General features: G+C 55.4%; 22 protein-coding genes and 3 tRNA genes. 13 read left to right on the top strand and 12 right to left on the bottom strand.

Annotated features, from left to right (window positions below):
• Position 1: 1 nt before the first annotated feature.
• Together trpR and sltY are read right to left on the bottom strand one after the other, a co-directional pair.
• Positions 2-313, bottom strand: coding sequence for a trp operon repressor (trpR, locus tag ABD035_RS01435; protein WP_343867090.1), 312 nt, complete (start codon positions 311-313; stop codon positions 2-4).
• A gap of 44 nt (positions 314-357) precedes the next feature.
• Entirely contained in the window at positions 358-2,277 is a 1,920-nt protein-coding gene (sltY, locus tag ABD035_RS01430; RefSeq protein WP_343867088.1) for a murein transglycosylase, read from the bottom strand.
• 404 nt (positions 2,278-2,681) lie between these two features.
• Here sltY and ABD035_RS01425 point away from each other — a divergent pair, with 404 nt between their 5' ends.
• From ABD035_RS01425 to ettA, 3 genes are all read left to right on the top strand, one after another.
• Positions 2,682-3,266, top strand: a complete 585-nt coding sequence (locus ABD035_RS01425) for a TetR/AcrR family transcriptional regulator (RefSeq protein WP_343867086.1) — start codon at positions 2,682-2,684, stop codon at positions 3,264-3,266.
• Positions 3,263-4,207, top strand: a complete 945-nt coding sequence (locus tag ABD035_RS01420) for a DMT family transporter (RefSeq protein WP_343867084.1) — start codon at positions 3,263-3,265, stop codon at positions 4,205-4,207. Before ABD035_RS01425 ends, ABD035_RS01420 begins: the two co-directional genes overlap by 4 nt.
• 168 nt (positions 4,208-4,375) lie before the next feature.
• The gene (gene ettA, locus ABD035_RS01415; RefSeq protein WP_212713113.1) at positions 4,376-6,043 is read left to right on the top strand and encodes an energy-dependent translational throttle protein EttA; all 1,668 of its coding nucleotides are present in this window, start codon (positions 4,376-4,378) and stop codon (positions 6,041-6,043) included.
• A 208-nt stretch (positions 6,044-6,251) separates the two neighbouring features.
• On the opposite strand, the gene nadR is transcribed toward ettA, so the two are convergent.
• The 3 genes from nadR to serB form a co-directional block, all read right to left on the bottom strand.
• Positions 6,252-7,511 (bottom strand): multifunctional transcriptional regulator/nicotinamide-nucleotide adenylyltransferase/ribosylnicotinamide kinase NadR, encoded by a 1,260-nt coding sequence (gene nadR / locus ABD035_RS01410; protein WP_212713114.1) that lies wholly within the window; start codon positions 7,509-7,511, stop codon positions 6,252-6,254.
• Positions 7,512-7,639: 128 nt separating this feature from the next.
• Positions 7,640-9,025 carry a DNA repair protein RadA gene (gene radA, locus ABD035_RS01405; protein ID WP_212713115.1) on the bottom strand — a complete coding sequence of 462 codons (1,386 nt, stop codon included), beginning with the start codon at positions 9,023-9,025 and terminating at the stop codon, positions 7,640-7,642.
• A 14-nt stretch (positions 9,026-9,039) separates the two neighbouring features.
• On the bottom strand, positions 9,040-10,017 hold the full coding sequence (serB, locus tag ABD035_RS01400) for a phosphoserine phosphatase (protein ID WP_343867081.1): 978 nt from the start codon (positions 10,015-10,017) through the stop codon (positions 9,040-9,042).
• A 119-nt stretch (positions 10,018-10,136) separates the two neighbouring features.
• Between serB and ABD035_RS01395 the strand changes: the two genes are divergently transcribed.
• The 5 genes from ABD035_RS01395 (at position 10,137) to ABD035_RS01375 (ending at position 15,428) form a co-directional block, all read left to right on the top strand.
• Positions 10,137-10,868, top strand: a complete 732-nt coding sequence (locus ABD035_RS01395; protein WP_343867079.1) for a YtjB family periplasmic protein — start codon at positions 10,137-10,139, stop codon at positions 10,866-10,868.
• A 660-nt stretch (positions 10,869-11,528) separates the two neighbouring features.
• A complete protein-coding gene (gene gloA, locus ABD035_RS01390) occupies positions 11,529-12,056 on the top strand; it encodes a lactoylglutathione lyase (protein WP_212713118.1) in 528 nt (175 codons plus the stop codon).
• Between the two features lie 40 nt (positions 12,057-12,096).
• Complete coding sequence (locus ABD035_RS01385) at positions 12,097-13,560, top strand: aldehyde dehydrogenase family protein (protein ID WP_343867076.1); 1,464 nt, start codon at positions 12,097-12,099, stop codon at positions 13,558-13,560.
• A gap of 73 nt (positions 13,561-13,633) precedes the next feature.
• Positions 13,634-14,527, top strand: a complete 894-nt coding sequence (locus tag ABD035_RS01380) for an AEC family transporter (protein WP_343867074.1) — start codon at positions 13,634-13,636, stop codon at positions 14,525-14,527.
• 25 nt (positions 14,528-14,552) lie between these two features.
• A complete protein-coding gene (locus ABD035_RS01375) occupies positions 14,553-15,428 on the top strand; it encodes a LysR family transcriptional regulator (protein WP_343867072.1) in 876 nt (291 codons plus the stop codon).
• Between the two features lie 17 nt (positions 15,429-15,445).
• Here ABD035_RS01375 and yjjG read toward each other — a convergent pair whose 3' ends face one another.
• Genes yjjG through ABD035_RS01360 form a run of 3 tightly spaced genes read right to left on the bottom strand, consistent with a single transcriptional unit; the run spans position 15,446 to position 16,987 of the window.
• Entirely contained in the window at positions 15,446-16,132 is a 687-nt protein-coding gene (yjjG, locus tag ABD035_RS01370) for a pyrimidine 5'-nucleotidase (protein ID WP_343867070.1), read from the bottom strand.
• Positions 16,133-16,158: 26 nt separating this feature from the next.
• Positions 16,159-16,605, bottom strand: a complete 447-nt coding sequence (gene rimI / locus ABD035_RS01365; RefSeq protein ID WP_343867068.1) for a ribosomal protein S18-alanine N-acetyltransferase — start codon at positions 16,603-16,605, stop codon at positions 16,159-16,161.
• Complete coding sequence (locus tag ABD035_RS01360; RefSeq protein ID WP_343867066.1) at positions 16,577-16,987, bottom strand: DNA polymerase III subunit psi; 411 nt, start codon at positions 16,985-16,987, stop codon at positions 16,577-16,579. Before ABD035_RS01360 ends, rimI begins: the two co-directional genes overlap by 29 nt.
• 104 nt (positions 16,988-17,091) lie before the next feature.
• Here ABD035_RS01360 and rsmC point away from each other — a divergent pair, with 104 nt between their 5' ends.
• The 4 genes from rsmC (at position 17,092) to ABD035_RS01340 (ending at position 18,600) form a co-directional block, all read left to right on the top strand.
• Positions 17,092-18,123, top strand: a complete 1,032-nt coding sequence (gene rsmC / locus ABD035_RS01355) for a 16S rRNA (guanine(1207)-N(2))-methyltransferase RsmC (protein WP_343867064.1) — start codon at positions 17,092-17,094, stop codon at positions 18,121-18,123.
• A 155-nt stretch (positions 18,124-18,278) separates the two neighbouring features.
• A tRNA-Leu gene (locus ABD035_RS01350) sits at positions 18,279-18,365 on the top strand.
• A gap of 33 nt (positions 18,366-18,398) precedes the next feature.
• A tRNA-Leu gene (locus ABD035_RS01345) sits at positions 18,399-18,485 on the top strand.
• Positions 18,486-18,513: 28 nt separating this feature from the next.
• Positions 18,514-18,600 (top strand) — tRNA-Leu (locus ABD035_RS01340).
• Positions 18,601-18,719: 119 nt separating this feature from the next.
• On the opposite strand, the gene ABD035_RS01335 is transcribed toward ABD035_RS01340, so the two are convergent.
• Entirely contained in the window at positions 18,720-18,998 is a 279-nt protein-coding gene (locus ABD035_RS01335; RefSeq protein WP_212713126.1) for a DUF1435 domain-containing protein, read from the bottom strand.
• Between the two features lie 187 nt (positions 18,999-19,185).
• On the opposite strand from ABD035_RS01335, the gene ABD035_RS01330 reads away from it, so the two are divergent.
• The gene (locus ABD035_RS01330; protein ID WP_212713127.1) at positions 19,186-19,644 is read left to right on the top strand and encodes a YbaK/EbsC family protein; all 459 of its coding nucleotides are present in this window, start codon (positions 19,186-19,188) and stop codon (positions 19,642-19,644) included.
• 26 nt (positions 19,645-19,670) lie between these two features.
• Here the strand turns inward: ABD035_RS01330 and ABD035_RS01325 are convergent, their stop codons facing one another.
• The 3 genes from ABD035_RS01325 to ABD035_RS01315 form a co-directional block, all read right to left on the bottom strand.
• Positions 19,671-20,876, bottom strand: coding sequence for an MFS transporter (locus ABD035_RS01325; RefSeq protein ID WP_425579697.1), 1,206 nt, complete (start codon positions 20,874-20,876; stop codon positions 19,671-19,673).
• 207 nt (positions 20,877-21,083) lie between these two features.
• Positions 21,084-22,094 (bottom strand): nucleoside hydrolase, encoded by a 1,011-nt coding sequence (locus tag ABD035_RS01320; protein ID WP_343867061.1) that lies wholly within the window; start codon positions 22,092-22,094, stop codon positions 21,084-21,086.
• Positions 22,075-23,139: a LacI family DNA-binding transcriptional regulator gene (locus ABD035_RS01315; RefSeq protein ID WP_343867059.1), complete on the bottom strand. Its 1,065-nt coding sequence runs from the start codon at positions 23,137-23,139 to the stop codon at positions 22,075-22,077. The genes ABD035_RS01320 and ABD035_RS01315 overlap by 20 nt, the downstream gene beginning before the upstream one ends.
• Between the last annotated feature and the right edge of the window lie 36 nt (positions 23,140-23,175).

The raw sequence follows: 23,175 nt of genomic DNA, 5'->3' as shown, positions 1-23,175 counted from the left end.
CTCAGAGTTTCGGTAGCAGGGTTTCGAGCCACTGACGCAGTTCCGCCGGCGACTCTTTCAGACTGTTCGAGCCACGGGTAATGGTAGCAATACCCACCCCCAGCTGATCTTTTAGCTGCCGCTGGCTCAGTTCACCCCGCATCAGCTCTTCAATTATCCGCAAACGTGTGGCTAATGCCTCACGCTCGTCCGGGGTCATCATTAACCGGAGCAGAGTTTCTGCTTGCTTATCATGCACTGCCTGTTGCAGCAGCATCACATAACGTGACCAGTTAACTTCAAAATTTTCGTCCGCAGGTGCATCAGGCAGCATAGGAGACTTCCGTACTCGTTGAAGAGTACGGAAGCATAGCACACTCAGTAGCGACGATTCCACTCCGGGTCCTGGATTATCTGATCAGGCTGGCCCAGGAAATAACGGTAATAGGCATCATAAGCCAGCACGTTTTTCACGTAGTTACGTGTTTCAGCAAACGGGATGGTTTCGATGAAGCCTACGGCATCCAGCTTACCGGCACTGACTGTCAGCCATTTACGTACCCGCCCGGGCCCTGCATTGTAGGCGGCAGATGCAAAGATACGATTCTGGTCGAACTGACGATAGACATAATCCAGGTACTGCATCCCGATCTGAATATTCATCTGCGGGTCGAGCAACTGACTGCTGTTCACGTAATCGCTGACCGGGAACATTTTCACGGTATGTGCCGCCGTTCCCGGCATGACCTGCATTAAACCACTGGCGCCGACGGGGGAGCGGATTTTCGGGTTCCAGGCACTTTCCTGACGGGAAATCGCCATGGCGTAGCTTACAGGGATCGCTTTGCCTGCAGCGTACTGCTGGTAGTATTGCTGCCAGGCGAGCGGGAACCGCTCTTTCAGGCTGTCCCACATTTTTGCAGTAATGGTCGCCTGAACACTCAGATCCCACCAGTCCTGTTCGTCTGCGTAGCGTGCCAGCATTTGCTGCTCAGTGCGGGGTTTGCTGCGGATAAGGTTTACCCATTCACTGCGGGCCAGGTTATCCATCCCCCAGTACATCAGTTCTCTGACCCGGGCAATTTCGGCCCCCTGAGTGATGGCGGTCGTCGGGGCCGGGGCCGGATCTATCGTTAAATGGTAAGGTACGCCCAGTTTCTGAGCAGCGACCATCGGATAAAACCCGCGTTGCTGCATCAGATCACGTAAAATCTGCTGCGCTTCCGGCTTATGCCCTTGCTCCAGCAGTAATTCTGCCTGCCAGTACTGCCATTCATCTTTCTGTTTCGCTTCTACCGGTAACCGGGCAATCCAGGTATTCAGCCCCCGGTGGTCATCATCTGAAATCGCCTGTCTGACCCGGCGCTCGATCAGAGCGGTCGAATCACTATCCATCACCACGTTGTCACGCCAGCGCAGTTGTTCTGAGGTGATATCGGTGCCCATATATTGCCAGGCGACATCCTCCTTCAGATGCTGGACTTCCTCATCACTCATTTTCTGTTCAGAAGCCAGCACAGGGATCATCGCTCTCGCATTATCCGCATCCTGCCGGGCCAGCCTGGCAAACGCGATGCGGGTAATTTCACGGCTGAAATCGGTGGGCGACACGGCACCGGCAAACAGGCTTAATCCCTGAGGGTTCTGTTGCAGCGCGCCAAGCGCCCCGGCCAGAGTGCCGTAATCGGCTGGCAGCATGGCAATTAACTTTCTTACCAATGCATCATTACCGTCATTAAAGGCTAATTCAATCCGTAGCAGCACGGACTGCGGGGAGAATGTGGTGGAGGATTGCCATGCCGTGAACAAAGCATCACAGCTTGAAGGCAGATTAGCCCCCGTCATCCACAGTTTCTTAGCACCTTCCCAGGCGATAGCTTGTTTACCGGTCGCCCAGTTGGCGTAATACCAGTTACACCGCGCCTGTACCGGGCCTGGCGGATTCGGACTGAAACTGATGATCCCCTGCCAGTCCTGACGGCGGGCAAGCTCATTGATAAAGCGGCCTTTCAGGCTATAAGAAGAAGGCAAAGTCGGGTACTGGTTAATAAAGTTGGTCACCGCCAGCGGGGTTTCCTGATCGAGATCCTGAGAGATCAGGCGGTATTCAAGGTACGGATAAAGCGGATAATCCTTCAGCGACGGCAGCAACTGATCAACCGTGTCCATCTGATTATTATCCCAGGCTTGTTTGATTTGCTGATAACGCAGGCGCTGCTGATCTAAGGAATCGGCCTGACTTATCCCTGCAATTCCCGTCAGACAGAGACCTAATACCCAGTTCTTCCACTTAATCACACTTCTCTCCTCTTGTCGCCTGGCGTTGAATACCGTATCACTGGCAGTCTTCCATGCTAACGGGTTGCCCCCTGACTTGCTATGGCTGGCTGAAAATTTACCCGGACTGACTCACAGAATAATTCTCCACGAAGGGCAATCATACTGAACAAATCTGCGGGATACAGGGGGAATTTATCGCCGGGCTGGCCGGGTCATCTTTAGTTATAGCACGTGTCGCACTCACTATAACGGGGAATCTCCCCGGTACGTTCCCCTGACGTGGCCGGTGTTGGTCGCCCCGCCATTTCCGGAACTCTCTGAATACCGCAAGGGTGTTCTGCTGCCGTTTTTTTTCTGACCGATCTCGATCCGGGAGAAAAAGTAAGTATACTGGTCTACCTACTTAATCCGAGAGCATTGCCATGACTGCGATACAGCGCGACAAAATTTCCGCCCATGACAAACTGATCAATGCGGCCCGTGTGCTGTTTTATAACTACGGGATCACCGCTACCGGGATTGATGCCATCGTAAAACGAGCCGGGGTAGCGAAAAAAAGTCTGTATAACAATTTCAGTTCAAAAGACGAACTGATTGCCGTCTATCTGACGGTGCGGCATCAGGAGTGGCTGGATCTCTATCAGAAAAGGGCGGCGCGGGTCACTAACCCGCGGGAGGGCGTGATGGCGGTGTTTGACGCGTATGCGGATCATGCCGGGGTGGCTTATGAGGCCGGGTTCCGCGGCTGTGGACTACTGAACGCAGCCGCCGAACTGCCCGCCGGCGCGCCCGGCCGGCAGGCTATCCGCCAGCATAAAGAGGAAGTGGAGGCGATACTGAACAGCCACCTTTGCCAGCTTGTTTCAGACCCGCAGCGCTGTCGTCTGCTGGCCCGCCATCTGGCTTTTCTGCTGGAGGGCAGTGCCTCCCGTGCCGGCCTGGAAGGTAACGGTGACTGTGTTCGTCAGGCGGGATCGATGGCGAAAGCCTTAATGGAGGCCTTATGAGCCAGTCCGATACCCGCACTCTGCCGGGGATAATGGCCGTCCTGATGGCTGCGATTCTGTGGGGCACGACCGGAACCGCGGCCACTTTCGCCACCGGTGTCAGCCCGCTGGCGATTGGTTCCGTCGCCATGGGGACCGGGGGGCTGCTGCAGGCCCTGATCGCATTACGTCCGGTACTGCGTCAGCGTCGGCGGATCGCCGGGAACTTCCGCTATTTACTGATTGGCGCTCTGGCTGTGGGTATCTATCCGCTGGCCTTTTACACCTCTATGCACAATGCCGGTGTCGCGGCAGGTACGGTCGTCTCCATCGGTTCAGCGCCTCTGCTTTCTGCCCTGATCGAATATGGGTTTGATAAGCATCCACTGAGCCGCCAGTGGACCCTCGGTGCCCTGACCGGCGTCGCCGGAATGGTGCTGTTATGTCTCGCAGAAAGCCATGTGGCGTCCGCAGGTAATGGCCTGCACATCGCGGTCGGGATCCTGCTCGGACTGGTGGCCGGTTTTACTTATGCTCTCTATTCCTGGTCCGCCCGGCGGATGATGCAAAACGGGGTCAGCGCCAGCGCAGCCATGGGAGCCACCTTTGGTGCCGGTGCCCTGCTGTTGCTGCCGGTATTGCTGTTCACCGGGGCGCCTTTGCTTGACAGCCGGATGAATACTGCCGTAGGGGCCTATATGGCGCTGGTCCCGATGTTTATTGGCTACCTTTGCTACGGCTATGGCCTGGCCCGCATCCGGGCCAGTACCGCCACCACCCTGACTCTGACGGAACCGGTCGTGGCTGCACTGCTCGCGGTCACTCTGGTCGGTGAACGACTGCCTTTCACTGGCTGGGCCGGGATCGGACTGATTCTGCTGTGTCTGCTGATCATCACCTTACCGGTGCAGCGCTGCTCTCTTTTCCGGCCGCGCGTCCCTCCGCGTACCGACCCGTTATAAGGCCGCTCTGCGGCCGGAGGGCTGTCTGCTGTACTCTTCCGTGCCACGGGTCAGCAGGCTATCTGATGGCGGACATTCAGCGACAGTGGGTGTGAATATGTCGTGAAAAAGGCTACACTTGCCGCCTGAATTCCTATGAACACTATGTATTAAAAGAGGCTCATTTCCGTGGCTCAATTCGTTTACAGCATGCATCGCGTGGGCAAAGTCGTCCCGCCGAAGCGTCACATACTGAAAAATATCTCTCTGAGTTTTTTCCCCGGCGCAAAAATCGGGGTTCTCGGTCTTAACGGTGCAGGTAAATCAACGCTGTTACGTATCATGGCCGGGATTGATACCGACATTGAAGGTGAAGCCCGCCCGCAGCCTGGCCTGAAAATCGGCTATCTGCCACAGGAACCTCAGCTGAATCCTGAACACACGGTACGTGAGTCCGTGGAAGAAGCGATGGCTGAAGTTGTCGGCGCCCTGAAACGTCTGGACGAAGTCTATGCGCTCTACGCCGAGCCGGAGGCTGATTTTGATAAACTGGCCGCCGAGCAGGGACGTCTGGAAGAGATCATCCAGGCGCACGATGGTCACAACATTAATACCCAGTTTGAACGTGCGGCGGATGCCCTGCGTCTGCCGGACTGGGATGCAAAAATTGCGAACCTTTCCGGGGGTGAACGTCGTCGTGTTGCACTGTGCCGTCTGCTGTTAGAAAAGCCGGATATGCTGTTGCTGGATGAACCGACGAACCACCTGGATGCAGAGTCTGTCGCCTGGCTGGAACGCTTCCTGCACGACTTTGAAGGTACCGTCGTTGCGATTACCCATGACCGTTACTTCCTGGACAATGTGGCGGGCTGGATCCTCGAACTGGACCGCGGTGAAGGGATCCCATGGGAAGGTAACTACTCCTCCTGGCTTGAGCAGAAAGATCAGCGTCTGGCCCAGGAGGCTTCATCTGAAGCCGCCCGCCGTAAGTCAATCGAGAAAGAGCTGGAATGGGTGCGTCAGGGAGCGAAAGGCCGTCAGTCTAAAGGCAAAGCGCGTCTGGCCCGTTTTGAAGAGCTGAACAGCGTCGATTATCAGAAACGTAACGAAACCAGCGAACTGTTTATCCCGCCAGGGGCTCGCCTGGGCGATAAGGTGATCGAAGTTGAACACCTGACGAAAAGCTACGGCGACCGCGTATTGATCGACGATCTCTCTTTCTCTGTACCAAAAGGAGCCATTGTCGGGATCATCGGTCCTAACGGTGCCGGTAAATCGACACTGTTCCGTATGCTTTCAGGCCAGGAGCAACCGGATTCCGGCTCTGTGACCCTGGGCGAGACGGTGAAACTGGCCTCGGTGGATCAGTTCCGTGATGCCATGGATAACAGTAAGACCGTCTGGGAAGAAGTGTCCGGGGGTCAGGACATTATGAAGATCGGCAACTTTGAAATGCCAAGCCGTGCCTACGTTGGCCGCTTTAACTTCAAAGGCACCGATCAGGGCAAACGCGTAGGCGAACTGTCCGGTGGTGAACGTGGCCGTCTGCACCTGGCAAAACTGCTGCAGGTCGGCGGTAACCTGTTGCTGCTGGATGAACCGACCAACGACCTGGACGTGGAAACCCTGCGTGCGCTGGAAAATGCGCTGCTCGAATTCCCGGGCTGCGCGATGGTTATTTCCCACGACCGTTGGTTCCTTGACCGTATTGCAACTCATATTCTGGATTATCAGGATGAAGGGAATGTTGCCTTCTTTGAAGGTAACTTCACCGAATATGAAGAGTACAAAAAACGTACCCTGGGTGCCGATGCACTGGAACCAAAACGTATCAAGTACAAGCGTATGACCAAGTAATTACCGGTTATTCCTGTAAAAAAGCCACCGGTGAATGCCGGTGGCTTTTTTTACGGGCATGACCCGTCCTGAAGAGGGTTGACACGTTCCGGACGTAAATCCGGAGAACGTGATGATGACTGAGTTCAAACGCACCCAACGGGATTATCCTTTATCTCTTAATTCGACCTCGTTAAGCAGGCGAAAAAGGCGCCCCCCCCCCTGCCCTTCAGGGTTTACGAATGACCGGGGGCTGTTCTGCCGGATGCTCCAGCATATGCTTCACCAGCTCGATACAACGAAGAAAACGTGAGTCATAATCATCTTCCTCGACCCGGACATAATCGATATTATTCTCTGCCAGCATATCCAGTAACAGACCCTGAAACTCACGGCGATCCACCGAACTCCCCAGGCTACGTAAACCATCAGCGACCCAGGGCACATTATTTTCGAGCACGATCACCAAATCGAAGCGGTATTCATCGATCATCGCCTGCACAAAGGGATGTCGTCGCCCTTCATATTTAAGACAGAAAGCCTGAGTGGTCACGAAATCCGTATCAATAAAGGCGACCTTGTTTGCATATTTTACAGCAAAATCAATATATTGTGCCTGACCGAGGGCAATCTTATCGTAATCTGAATATTGCAGCGCAATCTCATCGCCCCCCAGATGTGAGAAGACATAATCACGCCCGTATTCCCATGCACTGGTGGTATTGAAGATATTCGCCAGCTTATTCACCAGCGTCGACTTACCGCTGGATTCACCGCCCAGTAACGCCACCTTACGCACAAAGAATGGCTTCACTTCGGTAGGAATATATTCCCAGTAGCGGAAAGGATCCTGACGGATTTGCTTACCACTGATATTCATAAAAGAACGATCGGGATCCACCAGGACTGATTGTATCGACAGATACTTCTCAAACATCGGCGCATCGGCCGCTTCACTGGTATATACCCGGTCCGGGGTAATCCCGTGTTCCGACATAAAGTTGGTCATCCCGCGGCTCCAGACATCCCAGCCATGGGGGTACGGTTCCATTCCTTCTTCGTTAAAGGAATGAATCCGGATATTTTTCTGATATTTAAAGGTCTGAAGCAGCCAGCGCAGGCGATCGCTGGTGGTCGGCTGTTCTGACATGGCACTGTTTTCAAACAGCAGACGATCCCGCGGGTCATCGTGCCCCATGATGATGTGCAACTCATCGACCTGGCTGCAGGCACGCTGGATAAGATAGATATGACCGGTGTGTAGCGGATAAAACTTACCAAAAACCACCCCGACCGTCTTTTCCCGGCGGGGAAATTCCAGGCCAAGAAAACGGTGTAAGGCTTCCAGTTTACGGGCACTCGGGCTGTTAATTTTTGCATTAATCAGCTGACTGAGGTAGCCCTTGGTCATATCACAGGCATCGGCCACTTGTTGCAGTGTATGCCCCTGCTGGCGGATTGCCGTTTTTAAATAATCGTAAGTCGACATTCAGTGCCTCTTAACTATTCGCAGGCAGAGCGTATCTGTCACTCTGCTCCGGGGACTGGCGCTGCAGGCTTAACTGCAACACTGAATACTGCAATTGAGCCTGAAAAAAGTCCGCTGTCTGTCCGGCCTCAGGCCAGTTCGTCGAAGATATCCAGCGCATCAGCCAGTTTTTTCACACTATAGACTTTCATCCCTTCCGGCGGCTTCTTCGGAACATTGGCCGCCGGAACGATCGCTCGCCGGAAGCCATGCTTGGCGGCTTCACTGATCCTTTCCTGGCCGCCAGGGACAGGGCGGATCTCACCGGCCAGCCCGACCTCACCAAAGATAACCAGATCCTGAGGCAACGGACGATCGCGCAGGCTGGAAACCAGCGCCAGCAATAACGCCAGGTCAGCACTGGTTTCGGTCACTTTCACCCCGCCGACCACATTGACAAATACGTCCTGGTCGGCCATTTGCAGGCCACCATGCCGGTGAAGCACCGCCAGTAAAATCGCCAGCCGGTTCTGTTCCAGACCCACAGCCACCCGTCGCGGGTTCCCCATCATCGAGTGGTCTACCAGCGCCTGAATTTCGACCAGCAAAGGACGCGTCCCTTCGCGGACTACGACGATTGAACTTCCGGAGGTCACTTCCTCACCGCGGGACAGGAAGATGGCGGAAGGATTACTCACCTCACGCATCCCTTGCCCGGTCATCGCGAATACACCCAGTTCATTCACCGCACCGAAACGGTTTTTATGACTGCGTAAGGTCCGGAAGCGGGAATCCGCATCACCATCCAGTAATACCGAACAGTCGATACAGTGTTCAAGTACCTTCGGGCCGGCCAGTGAGCCATCTTTAGTCACATGCCCGACCATAATGATGGCCACGCCTTGCAGTTTGGCAAAACGGGTCAGATACGCGGCCGTTTCTCTGACCTGCGCGACGCTGCCGGGGGATGACTGAACATCCGCCATATGCATCACCTGGATAGAATCGATCACCATCAGGCCGGGTTTCTCTTCGCCGGCAATCTGGCAGATTTGCTCAATACTGGTTTCCGACAGCATATTCAGGTTTTCGGTCGGTAATCCCAGCCGGTGAGCACGCATCGCTACCTGCTGCAGGGACTCTTCACCGGTCACATACAACGTCTTCATCTGCTCTGACAACTTGCAAAGCGTCTGTAGCAGTAATGTGGATTTTCCGGCGCCCGGGCTGCCGCCGATCAAAATTGCGCTGCCGGGCACCACGCCGCCGCCTAATACCCGGTCGAACTCGATAAACCCGGTGGAGAAGCGTGGCAAGGCCTCCAGACTGATTTCTGAAAGCTTCTGTACCTTAGACACTCCGGCGCTGCCGGCGTAACCGGATAACCGCTCACTGCGGGCAGCCGCAGGGGTAGAGGCGATACGCACCTCGGTAATACTATTCCATGCCTGACAGGCACTGCATTGCCCCTGCCAGCGGGGATAATCAGCGCCACATTCATTACAGACATAGGCACGTTTTGCCGCTTTGGCCAAAACTACTCCTCAGCTTATCGCTGTTCGTGGATCAAACTACCACTCAGAATACACAGCACCCCGAGCAGGGATGCATTACGGATGCTGACCCGCGCCTTTTCATTCACCTTCGGCTTGGCATGGTACGCAATGCCTAACCCGGCGGCTTTCATCATCACCAGGTCGTTTGCACCGTCACCGATCGCCACCGTCTGCTGTGGCGGGATCTCAAAACGTGCGGCCAGTTTTTCCAGCGTCACGGCTTTATATTTCGCATCCACGACCTGACCAATGACCTTACCTGTCAGACGCCCGTCAAAGATTTCCAGTTCGTTGGCAGCAACAGCCACCAGGTCCAGTTCATCGCGCAGGTAATCGGCAAAGAAGGTAAAACCGCCGGACGCTATCGCCACCTTCCAGTCATACTTCTGCAATTCACGCACCAGATAACGTAATCCCGGCATCAGCGGCAACTCATCACGCACCTGTCTGAGGATACCGGCATCGGCATCTTTCAGGGCGGCCACCCGCTGGCGCAGGCTTTCTTCAAAATCCAGTTCTCCGCGCATCGCGCGTTCTGTGACTTCCGCGACCTGTTCGCCACACCCTGCCAGTCTGGCGATTTCATCGATACATTCGATCTCTATCGCGGTGGAATCCATATCCATTACCAGTAACCCGGGGGTTTTCAGATGCGGGAGGTTACCTAAAGGAACGACATCCAGTCCGCTGTCATGGGCCAGTTTACTGGCTCTTGGTGTCAGCGAACCGGCAAGCCGGATGACCTGAACATCGTCAACAGACCAGCCACTGACGATAACCATCGCAGCCCCTAAACGGTGCTGATAATCGGTCAGTCGCTGTTTATCCAGCCCCTGTCCGTAAAGTAACCAGCCGGTACTCCCGGCACGATAATCCAGTGGCATCACTTCATCACCACTCAGAGATAAAGGCAGACCCGGCCATTGCGCAACATCCGCAGGCAGATCGCACCAGGTAAGACGGTTCGGCATCAGAACTCCTGTAGGGGGACAACAAAACCACGCAAGAGGCTACCCCGAGTGCAGCTATTCTGGCAACATAAACCATAAGTCATCTCGAATATTCACCTCAGGAATGAGATCCGCCGCCCATGGCACAGCAAAAAATGAAGATCAAACTGCACCGGACTGTCATTACGCTGGTCTGTCTGGCATTACTGGTATTACTGATGCAGGGAGCCTCCTGGTTTAGTCAGAATCACCAGAAAGTTCAGTCAACCCAGGCGGAGGAACTGGCTCAGACCCTTGCCCGGCAGGTCGCTTTTAGTCTCGAACCGCTAATGGATGACAGCAATGAACACCAGGCGCGTATCGATGCCATTTTAAAACAGCTGACCACCCGAAGCCGTATTCTGGATGCCTCACTCTATGACACGACCGGGGCCGTCATCGCAGAAAGCGGGGAGAATATTACCGTGCGTGACCGGCTGGCACTCGATGGCCAGCGGGCCGGCAGTTATTTCAGCCACCAGCTGGTCCAGCCCGTCATCGGAAAAAACGGGCCACTGGGTTTTCTGCGCATCACTCTGGACACACACGTGCTGGCGACCGAATCCCGGCAGGTGGATAACACCACCAATATCCTGCGACTGATGCTGTTGCTGGCGCTGGCGATCGGTCTGGTGCTGAGCCAGACACTGCTCAGGAACCGGCGGACCCACTGGCAGCAATCCCCCTTTCTGCTCACGGCCAGCCAGCCCGTCCCGCAGGAGGATCCGGAAGAGGATGCAGAGAAACCCGCAGCACCTGCGCGTCCGGCAGCAAAAAAACCGGCCACGCCGCAGCGATACCGGCCACGTAAAAAACGCCCTGCCGGTCGCTGACCGGCCGCCCCGACCGCCGCCGGACGATTCCGGCGGCGGTCACTTGTCTGCCCTGCGCTGCCTGAGCCAGCCCCACCACAGTCTTCAGCCTTGTCTTACTCTGACCTTCGCGGACGGCCCTTAGCCGACTGAGTCTGTTTCTCTCACCGCCGCTGCCTGCACATACCCCACCACAGTCTTCAGCCTTGTCTTACTCTGACCTTCGCGGACGGCCCTTAGCCGGCTGAGTCTGTTTCTCTCACCGCCGCTGCCTGCACATACCCCATCCCAGTCTTCAGTCTTCTCTTACTCTGACCTCCCCGGACGGCCCTTAGCCGGCTGAGTCTGTTTCTCTCACCGCCGCTGCCTGCACTTATCTCCGGCACCCTCGCCCGGCGCTTGCTATCCGTCTGCAGTCCCCTGCTAAACGGCCTGCTTCACCTTACTTCACTAAAAGTGAATAACTTTTTGCTAAAAAAGTTAATACCGTGCACTCCGGTTATCTGCCAGGCTTATCTCATCAGCCACGGGGAAGGAAGGAAACGCATCGCTTTGCGGGAACCGCAAAACGGTGTTCGCCGTGCCTTCTCTCCCTCGCCGGGGTGACCGCGCAGAGCCGGAATACTCCTGCGTCGGTACTGATAAACACCCTGTTATTCATCAACGATGAGGGAATTGACCATGCCATTATCTGACTTAATTGATAAATACCGGATCAATGCGGGCGATAACCTGCTGGCCGCCGGCTATGTATTCAATCATACGATGATCCGCGTGAAAGACCTCCCGGTCGCTATTGATTTTTACAGTCGTGTTCTCGGGTTTGTTCCGGTCTATGAGGAACGCTTTGAAGAGGCGGCATTTACCATTGTTTACCTGGTCCGCCGACCCATTGCAGAAATTCCCCAGGATGACGAGGTTCTCAAAGAGTGGGTATTAAGCCAGCCAGGCGTACTTGAGCTGACCTGGAACCACGGTACCGAAAAAGACGCCGGATTCAGCTATCACGACGGTAACAGTGACCCGCAGGGGTTTGGCCATCTCTGCGTCACCGTGCCGGATGTCCGCAAGGCCTGTGAACGCTTTGAGCAGTTATCCGTGCCTTTTCGCAAAAAATTATCTGAAGGCCGGATGAAATACGTCGCGTTTATCAAAGACCCTGACGGCTACTGGATTGAGATCCTGCAACCCACCCCGCTTGCAGACTAACGTCTTCTTTTTATCTCTGTCCCTAAGCTAAGGAGTGTCTATGACTCACCTGTTTAAGCATCTGCTCCCTGAACAGCCCTCGCATTTTATCAATGGTCAGTGGGTTTCCGCGTCTGAAAGCGATGAGGTCCTTAACCCGTCGACCGGTAAAGTCATTACGCGGGTCGCCACCGGGGATAAAACAACCGTCGACCAGGCCGTCAGGCAGGCAGCGACAGCCCGGAAGCATTGGGCTAAAAAACCCCAGCCGGAGCGCGCAGCCTTCCTCGGGGCATGGATTGAGCAGGTTAAAGAACATGCTGAAGCACTGGCTCATCTGCTGGTGACCGAACAAGGTAAACCATTGAGTGAAGCCCGCGGTGAAGTGGAGATGGCACTCACCATGTTGCGTTACTCGGCAAGCTTTGCCTGGCGAAATCAGGGTGAAGTCCTTGCCGCCAGCGCCCCGGGACAACACTCCGTGACCCGTGAAGTCCCTCTGGGAGTGGTCGGGGCGATTACGCCCTGGAATTTCCCGCTCGCCCTGTTTATCCGTAAAACCGCTCCTGCCATCGTGGCCGGGAACACGATTGTGGTTAAACCCAGTGAGGTGACTCCCCTCAGTGCCCTGGCCCTGGCCACGCTGAGTCAGAAGGCGGGGATCCCGGCGGGTGTCATCAATGTGGTCTGCGGTACCGGACGCGTCGTTGGCGATGCGCTGGTAAAACATCCGGACATTGCACTGATTACCATGACCGGGTCTACCGGCGCCGGTAAACAGATAATGAAAAATGCCGCGGAGAAAGTGATCCCGGTATCACTGGAACTGGGAGGAAAAGCCCCCTTCATTGTAATGAACGATGCCGATATTGAGCGGGCCGCTACCGATGCCCTGAATGCGCGGATGTCAAACTGCGGTCAGGTCTGTATCTGTAACGAACGAACTTATGTGCAGCGCGGGGTTTATGACGCTTTTATTCAGGCACTGCTGAAAGCGGCCGCCGGCGTGTTGGTGGGTGATCCGATGGCAGAATCGACAACGGTTGGCCCTAAAGTCTCTGTTCCGGAAAAAGAACATGTGGAAGCGCTGATGAAGGAAACGCTGCAGGAAGGCGGCAAAGTGATATGGCAGGCGGAATTACCCCGCGACCCTGAACTGCAGGGAGGGAACTGGGTGGCTCCCGCCATCGTCACCGATCTGCCGGATAATGCGCGCATCCTGCGGGAAGAAGTCTTTGGTCCGATATTGCCGGTGGTCGTCTTTGATACGCCTGAGGAAGTGATTGAAAAGGCCAATGACTCTGAATACGGGCTCAGCTCTTATCTCTATACCCGGGATCTGTCGGTTGCACTGACCCTGTCTGACGCCCTGGAGTACGGTGAAGTGTATATCAACCGTCACGGGCCTGAGGAGATCAACGGCTTCCATGCGGGCTGGAAACTCTCCGGTCTGGGGGGCGACGATGGCGAACACGGCTATCAGTTATACGTAAAACGTAAAACCGTCTATATCGACTATCACTAATCGCACGCGGGGAGTGCCTCTCCCCGCCTGGCGGTAACGCCCGCGACCGTGCAATATCATGACAGGAACGCCCATGAATATGTTACTGGTCCTCTGTCTGCTGATTGGCGCAGGTGTCCGCTGTACGGGACGCTATCCTCAGCAACTGGTGCCTTCAGTAAACTGGTGGCTTATCACCATTGCACTGCCCTGCGTTATTCTGACATTGATTCCGCACACCTGCATTGATACCTCCGGTCTGTTTCCGGTACTGAGTATGTGGGTGGTCTTTCTGGGGGCTGTGGCGGTTGCCCTGCTGGCATGGCGTTTCGCGGGCTGGTCACGGGAAGTGTGTGGCGTACTGGTCTTAGTGGCCGGTATCGGCAATACCTCCTTTATGGGTTTCCCGGTGATCTCCGGCTACTACGGGGCTGACGGGCTGAAAATAGCGGTTATCGCCGACCAGTTAGGCAGTTTTATTATTCTGTCCACGGCAGGTGTGGTGACGATGGCGTTCTGCTCAGGAAGCGGAGTCAGCCTGCGCAGTGTAGCCACACGAATTGTGACCTTCCCGCCGTTTATCGCGCTTATCGTCAGCCTCGCGCTCAAACCTTTTGGCGGACTGCCGGAAATACTTCAGACCCCGCTGGCCACCATCGGGGCCACGATGACGCCACTGGCGCTGTTCAGCACCGGTTTACAAATCCGGCTTCGTCCTCCGCGTCTGTTGCTCGGCCCACTGATCACCGGGACCTGCTGGAAACTGATTGCCGCTCCGGCCCTGGTCTGGTTGTTATCCACCGGGTTTTCCTCACTCAGCCATCAGGTTGTCAGTGTGTCACTGTTACAGGCCGGCATGGCGCCGATGATTGCGGCCGCCATGATGGCACAACGGGCAGGGCTCAGACCGGAACTGGCCAATGCCCTGCAAAGTTACGGTATCCTGTTTTCATTCATCACGCTGGCCGCCTGGCACAGCGTTTTATAGCGATTATGTGTATGACGGAGTCAGCATGCTATTAAAACTGCATCAGTTAAGTTTTTTCTGCGCACTGGTGGAAGAAGGCAGTATCGCGGCCGCGGCAGATCGGATGTGCTGTGTTCCGTCCAATGTCAGTACCCGCATTAAAGAACTGGAAGCCAGCCTGGAAGTGCCCCTGGTTAACCGTGACAAACAGCGTCTGACACTGACGCCGGAAGGTCGGGCTTTTTATCCGCAGGCACAGCAGTTGCTGGAGCAGAGCCGGCAGTGCCGGACCTTTTTCCGCCACGCCTTGTTGCAGGGAACACTCCGGCTCGGGGTGCTGGACGTGGCACTGAAAGGCCGCTTACAGGCACCGGTTATCCGTTTTATGCAGCAGAACCCTCAGGTACAGATTAATATTTGCTGTGATTCGTCATTACCGCTGATGGAGAGATTACTTCGCGGGGATCTGGATATGATTCTGGTCGATGGTCCGGTTCAGCATCCGGCGCTGAAAACCCATTTTTTCGCGCCGGAAAGCCTGTCACTGGTCACCCATCTGGCGGATCAGCAGCAGTTTAAGGCTCAGGCCGCAGGGCTGACCTTATTCAGCTTCGGTGAAAGCTGTTTCTACTATCTGCTGGCTCGTCAGTGGCTAAGCCAGCAGGAACTGAGCTATTCACGGCAGTCGGATATTGAGTCCTATGACCTGATACTGAATGCCGTGCGCCAGGGGCTGGGGTTTACCGTCATGCCACAGACGTTTATTGCCGGTAACCCCGCGCTGGACGGGCTTTATCACTTTCCGCTGGATGACCTGCCACCCTGCGACATCTACCTGGCGGCCCCGGCCAACGAACAGTCAGCACTGGCGCAGACCTTTTATCGCCATCTGCTTTCCGACGCGGACGCCAGCCTGTCGTAACCGTCCGCCATCGGTTCTCAGCCGCGGCCGGTTAATAACTGCTGCAACCCGGCCAGGTTCTGTACCTGCCAGGTCGGGTGGATCGTGTCCGGCAGAGTCCGGACGCCATGATCTAACCAGCAGGTTTTCATTCCGGCCTTGATGCCCCCCAGAATATCCGATTCCGGAGTATCCCCGACCATCAGTACCCGCTCCGGGGCCGGATTACCTAACAGTTTCAGGGTATGTTCGAAAATCACAGGATCCGGTTTTGCTACGCCGACCTGCTCAGAAATGACCAGCGCATCAAAATACTCACCGAATCCGGTACGCTGCAGACGGGCCTGCTGTAATGCCGTGAACCCGTTGGTGATGATAGCCAGCCGGACCTTGCCTTTTACGCTGTCGAGTAATGCCGCTGCCCCCTCCAGTGGCTGACAGATCTCCGCCATCGCCAGCAGGAAGTTATGGTTCAGCGTTTCCGCAGACACATTCAGACGGGTGGCCCAGGGAATAAAACGGCGGGTCTGCAACTGAGCCGCAGTGATTTTTCCGTCCTGATAATCGACCCAGAGGGGTTTATTGACCGCCTGATAAGCCTGATAGTCATCTGCAGAAAAAACAACATCATAAGCCTGAAACATCTTCTGTAACCCCTGAAAGGCATCAAAAGCAAACAGTGTTTCATCGGCATCGAAAATGATGCAATCCAGAGTATTAAGCATGAAATCTCCGCGAAATTGGGTGCTGATTACAAGACCAGCGCCATGAGAAGAGCATCTTCACGACCGGTCGCCGTCGGATAGTAACGCGCCCGGCGGGAGACCTGGTTAAATCCCATCTGTTCATAGAGCGCAATCGCGGCGGCATTGGACTCACGAACTTCCAGCCACAGGGTCAGTACACCGCGCTCTGTCAGCAAGGCCACCAGATGTTCGAGCAGTTGTTTTCCGAACCCCCGACGCTGGAATTGCGGGTCGACCGCAATATTAAATAGCGAAGCTTCGTCGAGGACTATCTGAGTAATGGCAAATCCTGCCATTTTTCCGTCGGCGTCCACCCGCAGATTGAGGTAACGCTCACCGTGATTGCCGGCAAAGGTTTCAGCCGACCAGGGAAAGGCGTGGCTGCGCTGCTCTATCGCCAGCGCCAGCGCCAGCGCCTGATCTTCAGGCGCGAGAAAAGAAATGACTGTCATAAGTTATTATCTGTTGCCACAGGTTACGTTTCGCTTCGCTGTTATCAATAAGTTCTGCCAGTGGCGGCGTGGTCAGTTGCACCCCGGCATACTGTTTTTCGGCCGGAACCCCCAGAAGCCACAGGGCACAAGGCACCGGCGCCGGCAGCATAGAAAGTTGCCGCTCTGTCAGTATTAATAACTGATGTTCATTAAGGTCCAGAGTACGCAACACGTCCTGCATAAATGCAGGTGTCAGAGAGAGTGTCTCTGAGGTGACAATCACCAGCCGGGTTTCCGCGCGCAGACGAACAGCCACCTCCCCCCGGAGCACCCGTGGGCGATGTAAACGATATTGCGTAATACCCATCTGCTGTAATAACCAGTCGCGCCTGCCTGCCATGCATTTATCCGTCCTGAAGAAGATTGCGTGTCTATGCTAGCAAACCCATCGTACATGCGCCAACAAACCACTATAATCATCCGGCTTAAGAATAAGGAGCTAACATGTCCGTATATACACCGGCCAGTGAAGTCATACTGCGCCACAGTGAAGAATTCGAAACCCGTCAGGTTTTATTTGCCGGGGACCTGCAGGATGACCTGCCCGCCCATCTGGTGACGGCTTCCCGCAAAGTTCATACCCAGCAATATCACCACTGGCAAAAACTGAGCCAGCTGATGGGTGAAGATGCCAGCTTCAGCCTGGCGGCCGATGCCGCTATGGTCAACGGCTGCGACACTCTGGTGTATTACTGGCCAAAAAATAAGCCGGAAGCCCGTTTTCAGTTACAGAATCTGCTGTCCCTGCTGCCCGTCGGTTGCGATATCTTCGTGATCGGCGAAAACCGCAGCGGCGTCCGTAGCGCAGAAACCCTGCTGGCCCCGTGGGCCCGGTTAGAGAAAATCGACAGCGCCCGCCGCTGTGGTCTGTATCACGGCCAGCTGGAAACTCAGCCGGCATTCGATATCGCTGAATTCCGGGAGCAATACCAGACAGAGACCCTGACCATTGATACTCTCCCGGGCGTCTTCAGCCGCGATGGCCTGGATAACGGCAGTGCGCTGCTACTTTCCACCCTGACACCACATACCAAAGGCAAAGTGCTGGATATGGGATGCGGTGCGGGCGTGCTCTCGGTGGCTCTGGCAAAACATTCACCGAAAGTCCGTCTGTGGCTGACCGATGTGAATGCCGCCGCCCTGGCCGCCAGTGAAGCGACGTTAGCGTCAAACGGTGTGGAAGGTGAAGTGTTCGCCAGTAACGTTTTCTCAGACGTCAGTGGCCGTTTCGATATGATCATCTCTAACCCGCCGTTCCATGACGGATTACAGACCAGCCTGGACGCGGCCTCAGCATTGATCCGCGGTGCAGCAAAACACCTGAATACCGGCGGTGAACTGCGTATTGTGGCGAATGCCTTCCTCCCGTACCCGCAAATTCTGGAAGAGACCTTCGGTAATCACGAGATACTGGCGCAGACCGGCAAATTCCGCGTGTACCGCAGCGTATACGGACGGGGCAGCCGGGCGAAATAATACCGGCGGCTGACCTGCTTCTGCCGGCCACCGCAGCGTCTGCTGGTTTTTACAGCAGTCACACTCCGCTCAGCGAAATATCAGTTGACGCGGGGTGTAAAATCTCTACAATGCGCCTCCGTGGTAACAATACAATCTTTTTGTATTGATGGTATGCGAAGGTGGCGGAATTGGTAGACGCGCTAGCTTCAGGTGTTAGTGTCTTAACGGACGTGAGGGTTCAAGTCCCTCTCTTCGCACCAATCACCACATGTTTCATCATTATCCTGAATACTGCGAAGGTGGCGGAATTGGTAGACGCGCTAGCTTCAGGTGTTAGTGTCTTAACGGACGTGAGGGTTCAAGTCCCTCTCTTCGCACCAGGACAATCGATGAACAGACAACACAGATGCGAAGGTGGCGGAATTGGTAGACGCGCTAGCTTCAGGTGTTAGTGTCTTAACGGACGTGAGGGTTCAAGTCCCTCTCTTCGCACCACGTTGTCTTCTCTGCTAAACCTTTCTGTTATCCCGCGTGCTGTTTCTGTTATTTCCCGTTTTTATCCTTACTTCACAGCTATCGTGATCCCCTTTGATGCTTTGCTTATCCGGTACCCGCTAAGGGAAATTCACCACCATTGCGGCTACACTGCCGGAAACGACCAGACAGGCAGGCAGTAACAGGTAATGACGTAAACGGGGATGTAATAACATCACCAGCGTCAGTATCAACGCCATCAGCATAATGATCCGCCATTGCTCAAACCCGGGATGCCAGAGCGCAAAGACCGGCATTGCCGCACAGGGCAGCAAAACGCCCCAGCCGCTGTCGATCTTTTTGCCCATCATCCAGCTGAATATCCACAACGATCCTGACGCTACCATCGCCATTTCCATCAATAAACCCTATTAACGAGAATGATTTTCAATATCATATGATAGTAGTTATCATTTTCAACTTATTTTATGCTTCCTGAGCACAAAAAAGTTTTTTCACCAAACCCGGTGTAATTTCCCGCAGAAGCGTTTACAGCCTCCTCCGCTTATGGCAATTTTTAAATCTGAAAAATTCCTGGAGAATAAAATGAGTCTGCAGTCGGTACAGCAGTTCTTTGCTGAGCATGCCCCGGATATTGAAGTCATAGAAGCCGCAGAAAGTACCGCGACTGTCGATATGGCAGCCCGGGTCCATCGGGTCGAACCCGGACAAATTGCGAAGACCCTGTCACTGAAAGTGAAGCAGGAAATTATTCTGGTTGTAATGAGCGGAAACGCACGGCTGGATAACAAAAAGCTCAGAGCCACCCTGGGGGCCAAAGCCAGGATGCTCAGTGTGGATGAGGTTATCAATGCGACCGGGCATCCGGTCGGCGGGGTCTGCCCTTTCGGGCTGGAGAATCCGTTAACGATCTATTGTGATGTTTCGCTGCAGGCATTCAGCGAAGTGCTGCCCGCCGCCGGCAGCACACATAGCTGCGTGCGTATCACCCCACAGCGCATGGCAGAACTGACGGAAGCCCGCTGGGTGGATGTCAGCCAGTAACGCCCCCGGCGGCCCGGGGGCCGCCGTTATTCTTTGCCGGTGATCGTCATCCCCCGGGTTTCTTTGCCCAGCGCGGTCAGCAGACAAATCAGTACCGCCACCACTCCGGCGACCAGAGCCATACTCAGTCCGTAATTTCCACCGTGGGCAGAGGCGATACCCGACTGCAACGTCGCATTCACCGAGGCTATCAGATTACCGGACTGATAGACGAAGCCCGGGAGGACGGCACGGGCATTCGCCGGCACCAGTTCGGTCAGCCAGGTCGGGATCACTCCCCAGGCTCCCTGCACCATAAACTGCATTAAAAATGCCCCCAGGCCAATCATCCAGGACCCCGATGAAAATGCCCACAGAGGCAGGACCGGCAGTGCCAGAAACGAGGCCAGCATAATTGCTTTTTTACGGCCAATCTTCTCAGAAAGTAAACCAAAGCCGATCCCCCCCGCCATAGCCGCGATGTTATAGCTGATGGCGATCACACTGATGGTATGAGCATCAAACTGATGCTGTATTTTCAGGAAAGTCGGATATAAATCCTGCGTCCCGTGGCTGAAGAAATTGAAGCAGGCCATCAGTAACACCAGATAAAGACATAACCTGGCATGCTGTCTGATGATCGGTAATAACGCATACTTTTCGGCTTTCGCTTTCGACGCCAGCCAGACCGGGGATTCAGGCACCCTAAAATAGATAAACGGCAGGAGCAGCACCGGCGCAGTCCCGACCAGAAACATGCCCCGCCAGCCGAGCAGCGTATAGCAGAGCCCGAAGATCACCGAGGCCAGCAGATAACCGCAGGGATAACCGGCCTGAAAAACTCCGGACATCAGACCGCGTGAGCGATCCGGGATCGTCTCCATCGCCAGTGAGGAGGCGACGCCCCAGATACCTCCCATGGCCACACCGTAAAGCCCCCGGAAAATCAGGAATGCGGTAAAGGTCGGAGACCAGGCCGATAACAGCTCAAACAGCGAGAACATCACGATATTCAGCATCAGTATCGGCCGGCGACCATACTTTTCCGCCAGCCAGCCAAATAACAGAGCCCCTGCCGGTCTTACCGCCAGTGTCAGCATGATCGCCAGCGAAACTTCCGTCATACTGCGATGGAAATAGTCCGCCAGATCACTGAGGACGAAGACAAGGATAAAAAAATCGAAGGCATCCAGCATCCAGCTGGTAAAACAGGAAAAAGCGACATTCTTTTGTGTAGCGGTCCAGTGGAGCATGGCAGAGATCCTTGCCGGTCCCGTTGCACAGCGCTTAACAGTGCCGGGCAGAGGGAGCAGTCACAGAGCAGCAGGTATGTATTTAGTTTGTTATATATTTTTATATAGCATGTAAAAAACAAACCGCATGACAGAACCTGCGCCAGCTCACTGTATCAGTTGTAAGAAAGTATATTTATCGCGAAAGTCCGGCGGCAGATGACACCGTCAGGACATTCGCCGGGACATGTCCGCCGCCGCCGGAGGGCTGAGCACACGTTCCAGCAGACGAAGTAACAAGGCGTTGTCGACCGAGGTCAGAATACGGATGTCAGCCCCCTCTTCGGGATCGATCCCTACCCCTACACGCAGAGGTGGCCGGTAACGCCAGCTTTTACCCCGCGTCAGGCCAGGGCGTATCTCAATACCGGCACGAAAATTCTCTGCGGTTGCCACCTGCGGATCCAGCAGCCACGCCACCACCAGCACATCATGGATCCAGCTTCCCCCGGGATGCCGGGTGAGCATTGAATAGGTTATCCAGGGCGTCAGCGTGTCACGCACAAACAGGGCCAGCGGCGAAGATCCGGCCGTGATCCGCTGTAAGTCTTTCCGGGTCAGCAACGTATTCACCGTCACATCCATCGGAACCAGCGTAATTTTTGCCCCGCAGTTCAGCACCAGAGAGGCGGCTTCCGGGTCCAGACCAAAATTGGTGTCTTTAATATAATCGTCCAGGTGAAAGACACCGCCCATAATAATAATTTCTGCCACCGCACCGGCCATCTGCGGAAAACGCTGTAACGCATGGGCAATATTGGTCAGCGGCCCCAGTGCCAGCAGGGTTATCTCTCCCGGCGAGGCACAGATACATTCGGCCATCCGTTCTGCGGCATGACGTGAATACTCTGACAACCGTGCCGGCGGGCGGACGGAATCCCACAAATACCCGAGAGAAAGTGCCTCGACCCGTGTGTCCAGCTGGCGACGCCACTCTTCTTCCGGTTCACAGAGCGCGCGCTCAGCACCACAATAGACCGGCACCATTAAGCCGCAACGCCGGACCAGATCGGTTACCACCCGGGCGCCGGTCGCGGCCGGAGTATTCCCGCTGACAGTGGTGACCATCTCTACCTGCAGATCCGCCGAGGCCAGCGCCAGCGCGAGGGCTAAACCGTCATCCGTATTGGCCCCCGCGATCCCGTTTCCGGGGTCACAATCAATAATTATCCGTTGCATTTTTTCGCAGACCTGGCTGAAGTGAAGGAGAACCGGCAGGACACCCGCAGGACTCGCCGGGTTCCAGAAAATGCCGGATGTCATGCAACCCGCCCCCGGCCTGCCACTCATGGAGCAGACGGATGGCCGTCGCCGCAATTTCAGCAATCGGCTGACGGACAGAGGTCAGTGAAGGCAGATGGTAAGCGCCCTGATCCGTCCCGTTAAAACCGACAATGGCCAGATCATCCGGTACCCGAATCCCTTGCTGATGAAAGGCCCGCAGACTGCCTATCGCCATTTGTTCATTACAGACAAACAGCGCCCGCGGGCACCCCGGGCCGGACAGCAGATGCAATGCTGCCTGATATCCGCCCTGACGCGTATAATCTGCCGGCACCACCCAGTGCGGGTTAACCGCCAGCCCGGCATGTTCCATCGCGTCACGCCAGCCCTGTAAACGGTCACGGGTATTCAGCATCCAGGCAGGTCCGGTAATGATCCCGACTTCCCGGTAGCCATGGCTCAACAGATGTGCCGTCGCTTCTCTGGCGGCCTGCCGTTCATCCATCCGTAAGACCGAAACCCCCGGTCCCGGCTCGACACCGTCCAGCATGATCACCGGTGTTCCGCTGCGACGGATAATCTCCGTGTGCGGCTGACGGTCAGCACTGATATAGATCAGTCCGTCGACCTGGCGGTTCAGTAATCCCTGAATGATGTCCTGCTCCCGCTGACCGTCATCTCCGGAATCCCCCAGCAGCATGACGTGACCGTAACGCATCGACTCCTGTAGTAATTCATGAGCCAGAGACGCGATAAACGGGTTAGAAATATCCGGAACCACCACCCCGAATGTACGGGTGGTTCCGGAAGCCAGCGCACGGGCAATACCGTTGGGTTGATAGCCCGTCTGGCGAATAGCCTGCAGTACCCGTTCCCGTGTCGCCTCTGCCACCGGGCGCGGTCCGTTATTAATCACATAACTGACCACCGCCACCGATGTCCCGGCCAGGCTGGCAACCTCTTCCCGCGTCACTCTTCGCTGAGTTAACCGTTTACCCACACACTCTCCTGTTTTCTCCGGCCGGATATCCGCCCC

The organism is Tatumella terrea (assembly GCF_039523755.1).
In the GTDB taxonomy this organism is placed as follows: Bacteria; Pseudomonadota; Gammaproteobacteria; order Enterobacterales; family Enterobacteriaceae; genus Tatumella; species Tatumella terrea.
Note: the sequence above shows the minus strand (reverse complement) of the source record. Positions and strands in the feature narration are given on the sequence as shown.

Coding starts and splice junctions, on each gene's coding strand:
- serB (WP_343867081.1), bottom strand. CDS start 10,017: ATGCCGAACCGTCTTACCTGGTGCGATCTGCCTGCGGATGTTGCGCAA.
- yjjG (WP_343867070.1), bottom strand. CDS start 16,132: ATGCTTAATACTCTGGATTGCATCATTTTCGATGCCGATGAAACACTG.
- ABD035_RS01360 (WP_343867066.1), bottom strand. CDS start 16,987: ATGGCAGGCAGGCGCGACTGGTTATTACAGCAGATGGGTATTACGCAA.
- rsmC (WP_343867064.1), top strand. CDS start 17,092: ATGTCCGTATATACACCGGCCAGTGAAGTCATACTGCGCCACAGTGAA.
- ABD035_RS01335 (WP_212713126.1), bottom strand. CDS start 18,998: ATGGAAATGGCGATGGTAGCGTCAGGATCGTTGTGGATATTCAGCTGG.
- ABD035_RS01325 (WP_425579697.1), bottom strand. CDS start 20,876: ATGCTCCACTGGACCGCTACACAAAAGAATGTCGCTTTTTCCTGTTTT.
- ABD035_RS01375 (WP_343867072.1), top strand. CDS start 14,553: ATGCTATTAAAACTGCATCAGTTAAGTTTTTTCTGCGCACTGGTGGAA.
- ABD035_RS01320 (WP_343867061.1), bottom strand. CDS start 22,094: ATGCAACGGATAATTATTGATTGTGACCCCGGAAACGGGATCGCGGGG.
- trpR (WP_343867090.1), bottom strand. CDS start 313: ATGCTGCCTGATGCACCTGCGGACGAAAATTTTGAAGTTAACTGGTCA.
- ABD035_RS01425 (WP_343867086.1), top strand. CDS start 2,682: ATGACTGCGATACAGCGCGACAAAATTTCCGCCCATGACAAACTGATC.
- gloA (WP_212713118.1), top strand. CDS start 11,529: ATGCCATTATCTGACTTAATTGATAAATACCGGATCAATGCGGGCGAT.
- ABD035_RS01420 (WP_343867084.1), top strand. CDS start 3,263: ATGAGCCAGTCCGATACCCGCACTCTGCCGGGGATAATGGCCGTCCTG.
- ABD035_RS01330 (WP_212713127.1), top strand. CDS start 19,186: ATGAGTCTGCAGTCGGTACAGCAGTTCTTTGCTGAGCATGCCCCGGAT.
- nadR (WP_212713114.1), bottom strand. CDS start 7,511: ATGTCGACTTACGATTATTTAAAAACGGCAATCCGCCAGCAGGGGCAT.
- ABD035_RS01380 (WP_343867074.1), top strand. CDS start 13,634: ATGAATATGTTACTGGTCCTCTGTCTGCTGATTGGCGCAGGTGTCCGC.
- rimI (WP_343867068.1), bottom strand. CDS start 16,605: ATGACAGTCATTTCTTTTCTCGCGCCTGAAGATCAGGCGCTGGCGCTG.
- ABD035_RS01395 (WP_343867079.1), top strand. CDS start 10,137: ATGGCACAGCAAAAAATGAAGATCAAACTGCACCGGACTGTCATTACG.
- ABD035_RS01385 (WP_343867076.1), top strand. CDS start 12,097: ATGACTCACCTGTTTAAGCATCTGCTCCCTGAACAGCCCTCGCATTTT.